Source organism: Streptomyces sp. SYSU D01066-1, from assembly GCF_054956795.1.
Map to the genome: position 1 here is coordinate 1 of NZ_JBUDHV010000025.1, position 14,514 is coordinate 14,514.

Here is a 14,514-nt window from a genome sequence, read left to right on the forward strand (position 1 = left end):
GGGCGGAGCCGGCCGCCGGGGCGGAGCCGGCCGCCGGGGCGGAGCCGGCCGCCGACGCCCTGGCGGCTTCGGCACCTGAGGACCCGGCCCCCGGCGCCGCGGCCCCGGCACCCGCGGGCCGCCCGGGCCGTCCCCTGCTGGCGGGCGCCGCCCTGCTCGGGGCGGCGCTGATGGCCGTGCCGGTCCTGCTGGTGAACCGCGACGGCACGCCCGAGCGGCACGGGACGACCGTCGCCGAGGGGGCGGGCACGGTGCTGGGCGGCGCGGAGCCGTCGCGGGAGGGCGCGGGGGCGTACGCGTCGTCGAGCGCGTCCCCGTCGAAGCCGGCTGGGTCCCAGAAGCCCGCGACGCGCAAGGCGGTGGCGAGGGAGCAGGCCCAGGTGGCGGCCCCGCCCGCCGCCCCTTCCCCCTCCGCGTCGGCGACGAAGAAGCCGGCCGCGACGAAGAAGCCGGCCGCGACGAAGAAGGTCACTGCCGAGGCCACCCCCGAGGCGACGAAGAAGGCGACGAAGAAGGCGAAGGAACCGTCCCTCCCGGCCGACATCACGGTCACGGCGACCCGGGTGCTGCGGGCCGGCGAGTCCATCGAGGCGAACAGGACGCGGCTTCGCATGCAGACCGACGGCAACCTCGTGGTCTACGACGAGAACGACAAGGCCCGCTGGGCCACGATGACCTTCGGCGACAACTACCAGGCGGTCTTCCAGGCGGACGGCAACCTGGTCGTCTACACGTCCGACAGCCGCCCGGTGTGGGCGAGCAAGACCCACGGCCACGCCGGCGCGGTCCTGCGTCTCCAGGCCGACGGCAACCTGGTGATCTATTCGGGCGGGGCACCGATCTGGGCGTCGAAGACGCAGCACTGAGCGCTGCCGGGCGTGCCGGTCCATGTGAGGTCTGTGGCGAACGAGGTGCCGGCAGGCATTAGCGTGGTGAGCGTCGGTGCGGGACTCCCGTGCCGACTCGCGCTGCTTTTTGGGCCGTTACCACGAGAAATATGCCGATCAGGGTCATTTCATGAGATTGCTGCACACGTCCGACTGGCACCTGGGCCGGGCGTTCCACCGGGTGAACATGCTCGGCGCCCAGGCCGCCTTCATCGGTCACCTCGTCGACACCGTGCGTGAGCGCGGCGTGGACGCCGTGGCCGTGTCGGGGGACGTGTACGACCGGGCGGTGCCGCCGCTCGCCGCGGTCGAGCTGTTCGACGACGCCCTGCACCGCCTCGCCGCCCTCGGCGTCCCCACGGTGATGATCTCCGGCAACCACGACTCCGCCCGGCGCCTGGGCGTGGGCGCGGGGCTGATCGGCCGGGCCGGCATCCACCTGCGGACCGACCCGGCCCGGTGCGCTACCCCGGTACTGCTGGAGGACGCCGCCGGGCCGGTGGCCCTCTACGGACTCCCTTATCTCGAACCGGCCCTGGTGAAGGACGAGTTCGGGGTCGAGCGGGCCGGGCACGAGGCCGTGCTCGCCGCCGCCATGGACCGGGTCCGCGCCGATCTCGCGGGCCGGCCGCCCGGCACCCGGTCCGTCGTCCTCGCGCACGCCTTCGTCACCGGCGGCACCCAGAGCGACAGCGAACGGGACATCACCGTCGGCGGCGTCGCCGCCGTGCCCGCCGGCGTCTTCGACGGCGTCGACTACGTGGCGCTCGGCCACCTCCACGGCTGCCAGACCCTCACCGAGCGTGTCCGCTACTCCGGCTCCCCGCTGCCGTACTCCTTCTCGGAGGCGGCGCACCGCAAGAGCATGTGGCTGGTGGACCTGGACGCGGACGGAGCGGTCAGCGCCGAGCGGCTCGACTGCCCGGTGCCGCGTCCGCTGGCCCGGCTGCGCGGCACCCTGGAGGAGCTGCTCGCCGATCCGGGACTGACCGAGCACGAGGAGGCGTGGGTCGAGGCCACGCTCACCGACCCGGTCCGCCCCGCCGACCCCATGGCCCGGCTCACCGCACGCTTCCCGCACACCCTCAACCTCGTCTTCGACCCCGAACGGCCACCGGACGACCCCGACGTCTCCTACGCGCGACGGCTGGCCGGGCGCGACGACCAGGAGATCGCCGAGGACTTCGTCGCCCATGTGCGCGGCGCCGGACCCGACGTCCGCGAACGGGCCGTCCTGCGGGACGCGTTCGACGCCGTCCGCGCGGACGCGGCCGCGGGGGAGGTGGCGCGGTGAGGCTGCACCGGCTGGACATCACCGCGTTCGGACCCTTCGGCACCGCGCAGAGCGTCGACTTCGACGCGCTGTCCGCGGCCGGACTGTTCCTGCTGCACGGACCCACCGGCGCCGGCAAGACCTCCGTCCTGGACGCCGTGTGCTACGCCCTGTACGGCTCGGTCCCGGGCGCCCGGCAGAGCGGCCAGGGCATCGGCCTGCGCAGCGACCACGCCGCCGCCGGCACCCGCACCGAGGTCCGCCTCGACCTCACCGTCGCCGGCCGCCGCCTGGAGATCACCCGGCAGCCCCCCTGGGAGCGGCCCAAGAAGCGCGGCGCCGGGACCACCGTCGACAAGGCGCAGACCTGGCTGCGGGAGTACGACGCGGCGGCCGGCGCCTGGAAGGACCTCAGCCGCTCCCACCAGGAGATCGGTGAGGAGATCACGCAGCTGCTCGGCATGAGCCGGGAGCAGTTCTGCCAGGTCGTGCTGTTGCCCCAGGGCGACTTCGCGCGGTTCCTGCGCGCCGACGCCGAGGCGCGCGGCAAGCTGCTGGGCCGCCTCTTCGACACCCAGCGGTTCGCCGAGGTCGAGAAGCGCCTCGCCGAGCGGCGCCGCGCCACCGAGGCCCGGGTGCGCGACGGGGACGGCGCGCTGCTCGCCGACGCCCACCGTATGCAGCAGGCCGCCGGCGACGCCATGGAGCTGCCCGAGGCGGCACCGGGGGAGCCGGGGCTGGCCGAGGCCGTGCTCGGCGCCGCCGCCGTCGCCCGCAGCGCCGCCAGGGAACAGCTGGCCGTCGCCCGCTGCCGCCTCACCGCCGCCGAGTCCGCCCAGGCCGCCGCCGCACGGGAGCTCGCCGAGGTACGCGAACGCGACCGGCTGCAGCGCCGGTTCGCCGAGGCGCGGGCGCGGGCGGCGCGGCTGGCCGAGCGGGCCGACGCGCACCGCGAGGCGCGGGCCCGGATGGAGCGGGCCCGCAAGGCCGGGGCGGTGGCACCCGCCCTGGAGCTGCGGGACGCCGCCGAGGCCGAGCACCGGCGGGCGCGGCAGGCGGAGGTGCGCGCGCGTGCTCTGCTGCCGGACACCCACACCGAGTCCGGCGCGGCCGGGCTGGCCGCCGCCGCCCGCCGCGCCGCCGAGGAACTGGGCCGGTTGGAGTCGGCCCGCCGCGCCGAGCGGCGGCTGGACTCGCTGGCCGCCGAACGCGCGGAGCTGGACCGCGACGAGCGAGCCGACGACGACCTCCTCGCGGAGGCGGAGAGCTGGCTCGCGGACTGGGACGGCACCCGCGAGACACTGCGGGCGGCCGTCGAGTCCGCCCAGGAGGCCGCCGCCCGCGCCGAACAGCTCGCCGAGCGGCGCGAACCCGCCCGGCGCCGGCTGCGCGCCGCCCGGCGGCGCGACCAGCTCACCGGCGACACCGACGCCGCCCGGCACGCCGCCCTCGCCTCGGCCGAACGCGCCGCCGAGGCCCGCGCCCACTGGCTCGGCCTGAAGGAACAGCGCCTGGACGGCATCGCCGCCGAACTCGCCGCCCACCTCGCCGACGGCGAGCCCTGCGCCGTCTGCGGCGCCACCGAGCACCCCGCCCCCGCCCGCAAGGACGCCGGACACGTCGACCGGGCCGCGGAGGAGCGCGCCCTGGCCGCCTGCCGGCGGGCCGAGGAGGAACACGCGGAGACCGTACGGCACCTGGGCACCGTACGGGAAGCGCTCGCCGCCGCCACCGCCGAGGCGGGCGACGCCCCCGCCGGGCGGCTGGCCGAGGAGGCCGACGCGATCGAACGGGAGTACGCGCGGGCCCGGGCCGCCGCCTCCGCGCTGCACGCCGCGCAGGAGGAACTGCGCCGCGCGGAGGAGGAGCGCGAGCAGCGGATCACCGCGCAGCGCGAGGCCGCCGTCCGCGCGGCCGCCCGGGTCGGCCGGCGAGAGCGGCTGGAGCGCGAACGGACGGTACTGGAGGAGGAGGTCGCCGGGGCCCGGGGCACCGCCGGCAGCGTGGCCGCGCGCGCCGCGCAGTGGGAGCGGCGGGCCGCCCTCCTCACCGACGCCGCCGACGCCGCCCGGGAGGCCGAGGACGCGGCGCAGCGGCTGAAGGACGCCGACGCCCGCCTCGCCGACGCGGCCTTCCGCGCCGGGTTCGACACCCCGGCCGCCGCGGCCGGCGCGCTGCTGGACGACGCCGCCCACCGGGAACTGCAACGGCGGCTCGACGCGTGGCAGTCCGAGGAGGCCGCCGTACGGGCGGTGCTCGCCGAGGCGGACACGGCCGCCGCCGCGCACCTGCCGCCCGCCGACGTCACGGCGGCCGAGGCGGCGGCCGAGGCGGCGGCCCGGCGGCTGCGCGAGGCGGCCTCCGCGCGGGACGCCGCCGCCCGGCGCTGTGCCGAACTGGACCGGCTGTCCGCCCGGGCCACCGCCGCCGCCCGCCGGCTGGCCCCGCTGCGCGAGGAGTACGAGCGGGTCGCCCGGCTCTCCGCCCTGACCGCGGGCACCTCCGCGGACAACGGACGCCGGATGCGCCTGGAGGCGTACGTCCTGGCGGCCCGCCTGGAGCAGGTCGCCGCCGCCGCGACCGTACGGCTGCGGCGCATGTCCTGCGGGCGCTACACCCTCGTCCACTCCGACGACCGCGCCGGACGCGGCCGCAGCGGCCTCGGACTGCACGTCGTCGACGCCTGGACCGGCCGGGAGCGGGACACGGCGACACTGTCGGGCGGCGAGACCTTCTTCGCCTCCCTCGCCCTCGCGCTCGGCCTCGCCGACGTCGTCACCGACGAGACCGGCGGGGTCCGCCTCGACACCCTCTTCATCGACGAGGGCTTCGGCAGCCTCGACGACCAGACCCTCGACGAGGTCCTGGACGTGCTGGACTCGCTGCGCGAGAGGGACCGCAGCGTCGGCATCGTCAGCCATGTCGCCGACCTCAGACGGCGCGTCCACGCCCAGCTGGAGGTCGTCAAGGGGCGGACGGGGTCCGTACTGCGGCAGCGGGACGGCTGACGGGCGGCGCGGTCAGCGGCCCTCCGGGCGGCGGGGGAGGGGCGAGGAGCGGACGACGCCGGTCGTGACCGAGCCGAACGCGCCGGTCCGCCCGGACACCTCCCCCAGGTGCCGCGTCGAACGGGCGGTGACCTTGATCCGGGGTCCCGGCTGCGACGGCGCCACCCGCCGCGCCCTCGTCCTCGCCGAACTCGGCTACCGGGTCAAGGAGATGCTCGGCGGCTTCGAGCACTGAGTGCGGGAGGGCTCGCGTACGGGACCTGGCAGGGCACCGGACGCCGGGCCGCGGACGGGCTGACCGTTCCCACCGGCGCGGCCGGCTGCGGCTGTCGAGGGACGTGTAGGTTCCGCCGCATGGTGCGATACGCGGAGCCGGGCACGGCGGGGACGGCGGACTGGGTCGAGTCGGGCGGCGGACCGCTCATAGCGGTACCGGAGACGGTCCTGCCGTTCTGGACCGGCGCCGACGGCGAGGAGACCGCCTCCGACTACGACCGGGCCTGCGAGGTCGACGGACAGGCCGGGCTCCTCCCGGTCGGTGACGCGGCGGCGCTGGTCCTCGGCGACGAGCCCGCCGCGACCGCGTTCCTGCCCGAGCACCACACCTTCGTCCGCTGGTGCGCGGGCGACGACGAACGCGAACTCCTGGCGAGCGTGCCCGCCGCGCTCCGCACCGCCGAGTGGGGCCCCGAGACGGTCTGGCGGGTCCCCGGCCCGGTGGTGCTGTTCGACGCCGCCTGGCCGGGCGGCGCCTGCGAGGGCACCGACCACGTCCGCGTCCCCCTGGAACCCGGCCGCTGCACCGTCCGCACGGCCCACACCCGGCCCGGCCCGGAGACCTGGCTCGGGCTGGTGCGGCTGCGCCCGCTGACGGACTGACCGGATCACCGGCGCGGCGGCCCGCGGGACGACCGGGTACGGCGGCCCGCGCGGCCCCGCCACCCTGGCCGGCCACGCCCCGGACGCCACCCCTCCGGACCCGGAGAGCTCCGCCGCGTCCCCCTGTGGCCGCGTGGCCGGCCCGCGCTCGTCACCGGAGCGGCCCGCCGCGCCGGCACCGGCCACGCGGCGGCCCGCCGCGTACGGGGCGAGCGTCTGTCCGCACCGCCGCGGGCCGCACGACACCGTCGCCCCCGGGACGCCGACCGGACCGCGGAGGCGCTCACCCCCGTCCGCGCCGCGGCGGGCGGTCTCCCGAGCCGGCCGGCCCTACAGCCGGGCCAGCTCGTCCACCAGGTCGTCCAGGCCCAGCGAGCCCTGCGACAGCGCGGCCATGTGCCACGCCTTCAGGTCGAAGGCGTCGCCGTGCCGGGCACGGGCCTTCTCCCGGCCCAGCAGCCAGGCCCGCTCCCCGAGCTTGTAACCGATCGCCTGGCCCGGGATCGACAGGTACCGGGTCAGCTCGCTCTCCACGTAGTCCGCCGGCCGGCTGCTGTGCGCCCCGAAGAACTCCTGCGCCAGCTCCGGCGTCCACCGCTCGCCCGGGTGGAACGGCGAGTCCGCGGGGATCCCCAGCTCCAGGTGCATGCCGATGTCGACGATGACCCGGGCCGCCCGCATCATCTGCGCGTCCAGGTAACCGAGGCGCATCTCGGCGTCGGTGAGGAAGCCCAGTTCGTCCATCAGCCGCTCCGCGTACAGCGCCCAGCCCTCGGCGTTGGCGCTGACCATGCCCACCGACGCCTGGTAGCGGGAGAGGTCGCCCGCCACGTGCGCCCACTGCGCGAGCTGGAGATGGTGACCAGGAACACCCTCGTGGTACCAGGTGGAGACCAGGTCGTACACCGGGAAGCGGGTCTGTCCCATCGTCGGCAGCCAGGTGCGGCCCGGCCGGGAGAAGTCCAGCGACGGCTCGGTGTAGTACGGCGCCGCCGCGCTGCCCGGCGGGGCGATGCGCGACTCCACCTTCCGTACCCGCTCGGCGAGTTCGAAGTGGGTGCCGTCCAGCGCCTCGATCGCCCGGTCCATCAGGTCCTGCAGCCAGTCGCGGACCTCGTCGACGCCCTCGATGTGCCGGCCGTGCTCGTCGAGGTGGGCCAGCGCCACCCACGGCGTCGCGGCACCCGGCAGGATCTTCTCCGCCTCCCGCCTCATCTCGCCCAGCAGCCGGTGGTACTCGGCCCAGCCGTACGCGTACGCCTCGTCCAGGTCCAGGTCGGTGCCGTTGTAGTAGCGCGACCAGCGCGCGTAGCGTTCGCGGCCCACCGTGTCCGGGGCGCCGTCGACGGCCGGCGCGTACACGTCGCGCATCCAGTCCCGCAGCTCCACCACGGTCGCGGTCGCGCCCCGGGCCGCCTCGTCCAGCTCCGCGCGCAGCGCCTCGGGCCCGGCGGACGCGAAGTCCTCGAACCAGCCCCGGCCCGCCCCGGTGTCCGCCCACTCGCCGAGCTGTTCGACAAAGGTGGCGGTCGGCCGCGGCGCCGCGAACAGCTTGCGCTCCAGGCCCAGGGCGAGGGAGGCCCGGTAGCCGGCCAGCGCCTGAGGCACCGCGCGCAGCCGCTCGGCGATCCGCGCCCAGTCCTCCTCGGTCCGCGCCGGCGTCACGGTGAACACCTCCCGCACGCTGTGCGCGGGCGTGCCCATGTTGCCGACCGAGCGCAGCCCCTCGTCGGCCTCGTGCACGGCCAGTTCGGCGGTCAGCCGCTCGCGCAGCAGCCGGGCGCAGCGACGTTCCACGTCACTGTCCCCGCCGGGCCGTCGCTCCGCCTCGTCGAGCCGGGCGAGCGTGGCCCGCGCCAGTGCGGCGAGGGCCTCCTGCCCCGCGGGCGAGAGGTCGGGCAGGCGGCCGGAGCTCTCCGGTACGCCCAGGTACGTACCGGTGACCGGGTCGAGGGCGATGAGCTCGTCGACGTAGGCGTCGGCGACCTCGCGGGGCAGCGGGCTCTTGGTCTCTGACATGCGGACATCCTCGTACGGATGCCGGTGCCGCGTCAGCCCGATGCACCGGCCGGGGCGCCGGAGGACCCCGCGCCGCGGGAGCGGGAGCGCGCACCGCGGCGGCACCGGTGGCCGCCGGGCCGCGAGCGGTGGCCGCGTCCGCCGTCCCTCACGGCCGGCCGCGGCTCGCGCTCGCGCTCCCGCGAGTGGTGGCCGCGTCCGCCGTCCCTCACGGCCGGCCGCGGCTCGCGCTCGCGCTACCGCCGCCCGATCCGCTCCCCGTGCGGCCGCAGCGCCGCCACCGCCGCCGGGTCCAGGCGGGCCGTGATGACCAGGGTGCCCTCCTCGATCTGGTAGTCGAGGGGCAGGCCCAGGCCGCGCATGGTGGCGACCATGCCGGTGTTGGACGCCTGCGTCACGGCGTAGACGCTCTCGCAGCCGGCCTCGGCGGCCATCGTCACGAGCCGGCCCAGGAGCTCGGCTCCGATGCCCCGGCGCTGCCAGGCGTCCTCGACGAGCAGGGCGACCTCGGTCTCGTCGCCGTCCCACAGCAGGTGGCCGAGGCCCACGACGCGGCCGGAGGCGGTGCGCACGGCGAGGGTGCGGCCGTAGCGGGGGCTGAGGAGGTGGTTGAGGTAGCGGTCCGCGTCGCGGACCGGTCCGTGGTAGCGCAGTGCGAGCGTGCGGGCGGAGCACCGGTCGTGCATCGCCTTCGCCGCTTCCAGGTCTCCGGTGTCGGCGCGGCCGACGGTGACGTCCCCGCTCCCGGACAGCGTCAGGCCGCCCTCGGGCAGCGTCAGTACGTCCTGGCCGCGCGGCACCCGGGGGCCGAGCCGGGCGTCCAGCTCGACCAGGGCCCGGGCGCGGGCGAACTCCGTCGGGGTGAACGGCAGGTACGGCCGCTCGACGCTGATCAGGCCGCCCTCGGGGGCGCGCAGCCGCATCACGGTCTCCTCCAGGACGCCCTCCACCGGGACGTCCCCGGGACCGTGTCCGGCGTCGGCCGCCGGGGCGGGCAGCGAGCGGATCGTGCAGCGTCCCAGCAACTGCCGCAGCGCGAGAGGGAGCTCGGCGGAGTCCACGGCGGTACGGGTGGCCAGGCCCAGGACCCGGGTCGGGGCGTCGACCAGGTCGTGGGCGTCGGCGCGCTCGCACCAGGTGGCGCTGCCGCCCGCGGCCGACACCGCCCCGTTCAGGTCGGACGCGGTCAGCGGACCCGGCGCGCGCAGCAGGAACTCGTCCACCGTGCCGTCGGCCAGCGGGTGCGTCTGGAGGCTGAGGATGTCCACCCGCAGGCCGGCGAGGGCGGTGCAGAGCGCGGCCAGCGAGCCCGGCTCGTCCCGCACCGTGGTCCGCATCCGCCACAGCGCGCTGTCCTCGGCCCCGGACGCGGTGCCGGCGGCGGCGCCCGACGACGGCCGGGCGCCGGTATCGTCCGCCGGCGGTGCGTGACCGTGACGTCGTGTCCAGCGTGTCCACAGGCCCGCCACCGTTTTCCGGCGGGGCGCGGGAGGGTTCTGCTCGGTGTGGTGTGCCGCACGGGACATGTCTCGACTCATGCGATCACTGTGAAGGAACGGTGTTGCGTGATCACGAACGCCTTGTGTCCGATGGGTAAAGAGTGCTTTTGACCTGTTTTCGCGGGCCGCCTTCCCGCCACCCCTTCCCAGCCCCCAGCCCCAGCCCCCAGCCCCCTTCCCCGCCCGCCGGGGTCGCGCACCGGGGGACGGCCCCAGCGCGCGACACCCCCGCGGCGTACGGGAGCCGCGGCGGCTACTGGCCCACCCGTCCCGGCTGGAGCACCTTGGTGAACAGCACGGTGCCGTCCTGCTCCCGCAGCCGGACCGTCATCTCGGCGCTGTCGCCGTCGATGTCGACCTCGCCGAAGAACTGGTAGCCCTCGGCGGGCGAGACGTTCGAGGCGGTCGGCGCCTTCACGAAGACCCGCTCCGGGCCGAAGGTGCCGTCCAGCGCGCTGGCCGGGAACGCGCCCGCGTTCAGCGGCCCGGAGACGAACTCCCAGAACGGCTCGAAGTCGGTGAACGCGGCCTTCGACGGCTGGTAGTGCTGCGCGGAGGTGTGGTGCACGTCGGCCGTCAGCCACACCGTGCCGGTGATCCGCCGGTGCTTGATGAACCGCAGCAGCTCCGCGATCTGCAGCTCACGGCCGAGCGGAGCGCCCGGGTCGCCCTGCGCGATCGCCTCGAAGTTGGCCTCGCCCTCGGTGGCGTCGGGCACCACCAGGCCGATCGGCATGTCGGCCGCGATCACCTTCCACACCGCGCGCGAGCGGGACAGCTCCCGCTTGAGCCACTCCAGCTGCTCGCGGCCCAGGATGCCCTGCGGGTCGGTGGTCTGGTCGTCGGGGGAGTTGGCGTTGCGGTAGGTCCGCATGTCCAGGACGAACACGTCCAGGAGCGGGCCCTGGCGCAGCACCCGGTGGACGCGGCCCTCGCGGGCGCCCGGCTCCAGGGTGGAGATCGGGAAGTACTCGGAGAACGCGCGCCGCGCCCGCGCGGCCAGCACGTCCGCGTCCTGGACCGTGTACCTGCTGTCCGTGATGACCTGGCCCGGGTACCAGTTGTTGCGCACCTCGTGGTCGTCCCACTGGATGATCGACGGGACCTGGGCGTTGAACCGCCGCAGGTTGTCGTCGAGCAGGTTGTAGCGGAAGGCGCCGCGGAACTCGTTCAGCGTCTCGGCCACCTTGGACTTCTCCTCGGTGGTGATGTTCCGGTAGGCGCTGCCGTCGGGCAGGGCCTGCGTGGAGGCTATGGGTCCGTCGGCGTAGATGTTGTCGCCGCTGCACAGGAAGAAGTCGGGGTCCAGCTCGCCCATGGCGTCGTAGATGCGGTAGCCGCCGATGTCCGGGTTGATGCCCCAGCCCTGCCCCGCCTGGTCGCCGGACCACACGAAGCGCACCCCGTCGCGGCGGCTGTCGGAGGCGGTCCGGAAGGTGCCGGTGACCGGCTCGCCGGTGCGGCGCGGGTCGTCCGGGTCGGCCAGCAGCACCCGGTAGTGGATCTGCTCACCGGCGGGCAGCCCGCTCAGCCGGGTGGTGCCGGTGAAGTCGGTGCCCGGCCCCAGCAGCGGACCCCGCCACCTGCGCGGGTTGCGGAAGGACTCGGTCGCGGACGTCTCCACGATCATGCGGGCCGGCCGGTCGGACCGTACCCAGACCAGGCCCGAGTGCGCGGTCACGTCTCCCGCCTGCACGCCCCAGCCGGCGCCCGGCCGCCCGGAGCGGGCGAAGGCCGGTGCCGCGCCGAGGGCGGTGGGCAGGGCGAGCGCCGCCGAGGCGGCGAGGGAACCGCGCAGCACGCTGCGACGGCCGGGAAGCGGACGGTGTGACATGGATGCGGCCTCCAGGCGAAGGGGACGTGGGCCGGCCGGCGGGCACCGGCCGGTCGGCACGCCACACCTACTGGGGTGCGGAGGCGCGCACACGAACCCCAAGTGAACAACCGCCGCGCGCGCACCGGCCCCGCGGCCCAAGTCGCTTTGTCCATATGAGGGGTTGAGGCCGCCGAGGCGTAAACAGAAGTGACCGACCGCACCGAGGGGGCAGGCCGATGCCGGGCCCCGAAATCCGTACGCGCCGGCTACGCGCAATCCTGGAGCGCCCGTGGACGCCAAGAACCGGTTCGAGACGAGAACCACCTTCGCCCTCTCCCGACTCGAATGGCTGGCCTTTCTGGCAGTCTCGCTGGTCCTCGCCTTCCAGCACCGCACGGACATCAGGTGGGGCGTGTTCGTGCTGCTGTTCGCGGTGATCGACGTGATCGGCTACCTGCCCGGGGCGATCGCCTGCCGGCGCAGCCCCGACCGGCGGATCGCACGCGGCTACTACGTCGCCTACAACACGATGCACAGCCTGGTCACCGCGGGGGTCATCGCCGGGGCCTGGGCGCTGTTGGTCCGGCCCGAGTGGGCGCTGCTCGCCCTGCCGGTCCACCTGATGGGCGACCGCGCCCTCTTCGGGAACTCGCTGAAGCCTTTCGGGGTCGCCTTCGAACCGGCCGCCGACCCGGATTTCGCGGAATTCGAGAAGCGGTACTCCCCGGTGTTCCCCGGCCACCCCTCCGAACCCACGTCCGACCCCTCGTCCGTGGAGGGCACGCATGCCGTCCGTGCTTGACACCCTCGCCGCGCACAGCGACAACCCGAGTTCCTTTCTCGCCCTCAACAGCGGTAATGAGTATTTCCGCGACGACCGGTTCGACGGCGCCTGCGCCTATCGGACCTCGGGGCGTTACGTCCTCCAGTTCGGCGGGCCGTTCGCGGCGAGGGAGCACCGGGGCCGGCTGCTGGACGCCTTCGTGGCGCACGCCGGACGCCGCCTGGTCGCCGTCCAGCTGCAGCGGGCGGACGCCGAGCTGTACGCGGCGCACGGCTTCACGGTCAACCAGATCGGGGCCTCCTACGCCGTCGACCTGTCCCGCTTCACCCTGCGCGGCTCGCGGTTCGTACGGCTGCGGAACAAGATCTCCCGGGCCCGGCGCGCGGGCCTGGAGGTCGTCGAGGTCCGCGCCGGCGACGACTGCGCCGAGCTGGACCTGATCGACGGGACCTGGCTGCGGCGCAAGGGCCGGCGTGTGAAGGAACTGCGGTTCCTGGTCGGCCAGCGCACGGGCGGCCTGCAGCGCCACCGCCGGCTCTTCACCGGCCGGATCGACGGCGAGGCGGTCGGCTACATCAACTACTCCCCGGTCTACGGCAGCCGCCCCGGCTGGCTGCACGACCTCAGCAGACGGCGGCCGGACGCGCCGCCCGGGGTGATGGAGGCGCTCAACGCCACCGTCATGGAACGGCTGGTCGCCGAGGGCGCCGGCTGGCTCCACTTCGGGTTCACCCCGTTCACCGGACTGGCCCCGCGGCACGAACTGCCGGGCGCCAGCCGCCTGTTCACCCGCTTCGCGCACTGGCTGGCGAAGCACGGCGAAGCCGTCTACCCGGCCGCCTCCCAGCTGGAGTACAAGCAGAAGTGGGCCCCGCACGAGGTCCTCCCGGAGTACATCGCCTTCCTCGGCCGGCCCCGCCCCGGCGCGGTCTGGCAGCTGCTGCGCGCCACCAACGCCGTCTGAGCCGCGCTCCCGGTCCCGGAGGGACACCGGAGGCCCCGGCCCGGAGGGACACCGGAGGCCCCGGCCCGGAGGGACACCGGAGGCCCCGGCCCCGGAAGGACTCCGGAACGATCACGGAACGACCCCGGAACGATGCTGGAGGACCGCACTTCCATGCGATTCCTAGAACGTGAACGCGCCACCCTCGACAAACTGCTCCCGGACCTCGACCCGGCGCTGCGCGAGACACCGCTGATGGAGCTGGAGCGGCCCGGCAGTCCGGGCATCCGGCTGTTCCGGGACAGCGGTGGCCCCGGCCTGCTGGTCCCGGAGTGCCACCAGGGGCGGGGCGCCACCGCGCTGGACGCCCTGCGCGTCCAGCGGGCCGTCGGCAGCCGCTCACCCTCGCTGGCCGTGGCCACCACCATGCACCACTTCTCCGTGGCCACACTGGTCGGCCTCGGCGGCCCCGGCGGCCCCTGCGACCTCGGCACCGGACCGGAGCGGATGCTCGTCGAGGGCGTCGCGGCCGGCAACCGGATCGTCGCCTCCGGGTTCGCCGAGGGCCGCGGCGGCAGCGGCATCCTGGACCCGTCGATGACCGCGGAGGTCACCGGGGACGGCGTCCGGATCAACGGTGTCAAACGCCCGTGCAGCCTGGCCCGCTCGATGGACGTCCTCACCGCCGGCGTCCTCGTCCCGCGCGAGGACGGGCAGGGCGACGAACTCGCCGTCGCGCTGGTGCCCGCCGGGAGCGAGGGACTGTCCGTCAGCGGCTTCTGGTCCAGCGCCTTCCTGGCCGGCGCCGAGAGCGAACAGGTCACCCTCACCGACGTCCTCGTCCCACCGGACCTCGTCCTGCGCACCGGCACCGCCGCTTCCGGCGGCCGTCTGGACCGGCTCCAGACCGCGGGGCTCATCTGGTTCCAGGTGCTGATGACCGGCAGTTACCTGGGCGTGGCCAGCGCCCTGGTGGAGAGGGTGCTGCTCAACGACCGCGTCCCGGAGCAGGAACGGGTCCGCCTGTACGTGGAGACCGAGGCCGCCGCGGCCACCGCCGAGGGCATCGCCCGCCGGGTGGACTCAGGAGACCTCGGCGAGTCCGCGCTCGCCCAGGCGCTCTGCACCCGCTACGGCGTCCAGGACGCCCTCGGCCGGATCGTCCCGCGCGCGGTCGAACTGCTCGGCGGCCTCAACTTCATGACCTCCGACGAGGTGGGCCACCTGGCCGCCAGCGCCAACGGCCTGTCCCTGCACCCGCCGTCCCGCACCCGGATGACCGGCCCGTTCGCCGCGTACCTCGCGGACCGGCCGCTGACGATCGCCTGACCGGCACAGGACCGGCCGCGTGCGAGGTCCGTCCCGCCTCCGGCCAGGCACACCGCACGCCTCCGCCCCCGCCGGCC

At 75.4% G+C, this 14,514-nt stretch carries 10 protein-coding genes and 1 pseudogene; 8 read left to right on the forward strand and 3 right to left on the reverse strand.

What is annotated here, in order from left to right; genetic code table 11:
- The 5 genes and pseudogenes from ACY1JF_RS21545 to ACY1JF_RS21565 form a co-directional block, all read left to right on the forward strand.
- The coding region (locus tag ACY1JF_RS21545; protein WP_462706821.1) for a hypothetical protein at positions 1 to 866 on the forward strand (866 nt) is incomplete at its 5' end.
- A 151-nt stretch (positions 867 to 1,017) separates the two neighbouring features.
- Positions 1,018 to 2,181, forward strand: a complete 1,164-nt coding sequence (locus ACY1JF_RS21550; protein WP_462706822.1) for an exonuclease SbcCD subunit D — start codon at positions 1,018 to 1,020, stop codon at positions 2,179 to 2,181.
- A complete protein-coding gene (locus ACY1JF_RS21555) occupies positions 2,178 to 5,168 on the forward strand; it encodes an AAA family ATPase (protein WP_462706823.1) in 2,991 nt (996 codons plus the stop codon). Before ACY1JF_RS21550 ends, ACY1JF_RS21555 begins: the two co-directional genes overlap by 4 nt.
- Before the next feature lie 127 nt (positions 5,169 to 5,295).
- Positions 5,296 to 5,498: pseudogene (locus tag ACY1JF_RS21560) on the forward strand (rhodanese-like domain-containing protein); the annotation flags it as partial.
- A gap of 24 nt (positions 5,499 to 5,522) precedes the next feature.
- On the forward strand, positions 5,523 to 6,047 hold the full coding sequence (locus ACY1JF_RS21565) for an immunity 21 family protein (RefSeq protein WP_462706907.1): 525 nt from the start codon (positions 5,523 to 5,525) through the stop codon (positions 6,045 to 6,047).
- 330 nt (positions 6,048 to 6,377) lie between these two features.
- On the opposite strand, the gene ACY1JF_RS21570 is transcribed toward ACY1JF_RS21565, so the two are convergent.
- The 3 genes from ACY1JF_RS21570 to ACY1JF_RS21580 all read right to left on the reverse strand — a co-directional run bounded on the left by ACY1JF_RS21570 (position 6,378) and on the right by ACY1JF_RS21580 (position 11,399).
- The gene (locus ACY1JF_RS21570) at positions 6,378 to 8,066 is read right to left on the reverse strand and encodes a DUF885 domain-containing protein (RefSeq protein ID WP_462706824.1); all 1,689 of its coding nucleotides are present in this window, start codon (positions 8,064 to 8,066) and stop codon (positions 6,378 to 6,380) included.
- Positions 8,067 to 8,302: 236 nt separating this feature from the next.
- Positions 8,303 to 9,592, reverse strand: coding sequence for an N-acetyltransferase family protein (locus tag ACY1JF_RS21575; RefSeq protein ID WP_462706908.1), 1,290 nt, complete (start codon positions 9,590 to 9,592; stop codon positions 8,303 to 8,305).
- A 226-nt stretch (positions 9,593 to 9,818) separates the two neighbouring features.
- Positions 9,819 to 11,399 (reverse strand): alkaline phosphatase D family protein, encoded by a 1,581-nt coding sequence (locus tag ACY1JF_RS21580; RefSeq protein ID WP_462706825.1) that lies wholly within the window; start codon positions 11,397 to 11,399, stop codon positions 9,819 to 9,821.
- A 271-nt stretch (positions 11,400 to 11,670) separates the two neighbouring features.
- Between ACY1JF_RS21580 and ACY1JF_RS21585 the strand changes: the two genes are divergently transcribed.
- From ACY1JF_RS21585 to ACY1JF_RS21595, 3 genes are all read left to right on the forward strand, one after another.
- Positions 11,671 to 12,183, forward strand: coding sequence for a hypothetical protein (locus tag ACY1JF_RS21585; RefSeq protein ID WP_462706826.1), 513 nt, complete (start codon positions 11,671 to 11,673; stop codon positions 12,181 to 12,183).
- Positions 12,167 to 13,129 carry a bifunctional lysylphosphatidylglycerol flippase/synthetase MprF gene (locus tag ACY1JF_RS21590; RefSeq protein WP_462706827.1) on the forward strand — a complete coding sequence of 321 codons (963 nt, stop codon included), beginning with the start codon at positions 12,167 to 12,169 and terminating at the stop codon, positions 13,127 to 13,129. Before ACY1JF_RS21585 ends, ACY1JF_RS21590 begins: the two co-directional genes overlap by 17 nt.
- A gap of 153 nt (positions 13,130 to 13,282) precedes the next feature.
- Positions 13,283 to 14,437, forward strand: a complete 1,155-nt coding sequence (locus ACY1JF_RS21595) for an acyl-CoA dehydrogenase (protein WP_462706828.1) — start codon at positions 13,283 to 13,285, stop codon at positions 14,435 to 14,437.
- Positions 14,438 to 14,514: the final 77 nt, after the last annotated feature.

Coding starts and splice junctions, on each gene's coding strand:
- ACY1JF_RS21575 (WP_462706908.1), bottom strand. CDS start 9,592: ATGTCCCGTGCGGCACACCACACCGAGCAGAACCCTCCCGCGCCCCGC.
- ACY1JF_RS21580 (WP_462706825.1), bottom strand. CDS start 11,399: ATGTCACACCGTCCGCTTCCCGGCCGTCGCAGCGTGCTGCGCGGTTCC.
- ACY1JF_RS21565 (WP_462706907.1), top strand. CDS start 5,523: ATGGTGCGATACGCGGAGCCGGGCACGGCGGGGACGGCGGACTGGGTC.
- ACY1JF_RS21570 (WP_462706824.1), bottom strand. CDS start 8,066: ATGTCAGAGACCAAGAGCCCGCTGCCCCGCGAGGTCGCCGACGCCTAC.
- ACY1JF_RS21590 (WP_462706827.1), top strand. CDS start 12,167: ATGCCGTCCGTGCTTGACACCCTCGCCGCGCACAGCGACAACCCGAGT.
- ACY1JF_RS21550 (WP_462706822.1), top strand. CDS start 1,018: ATGAGATTGCTGCACACGTCCGACTGGCACCTGGGCCGGGCGTTCCAC.
- ACY1JF_RS21595 (WP_462706828.1), top strand. CDS start 13,283: ATGCGATTCCTAGAACGTGAACGCGCCACCCTCGACAAACTGCTCCCG.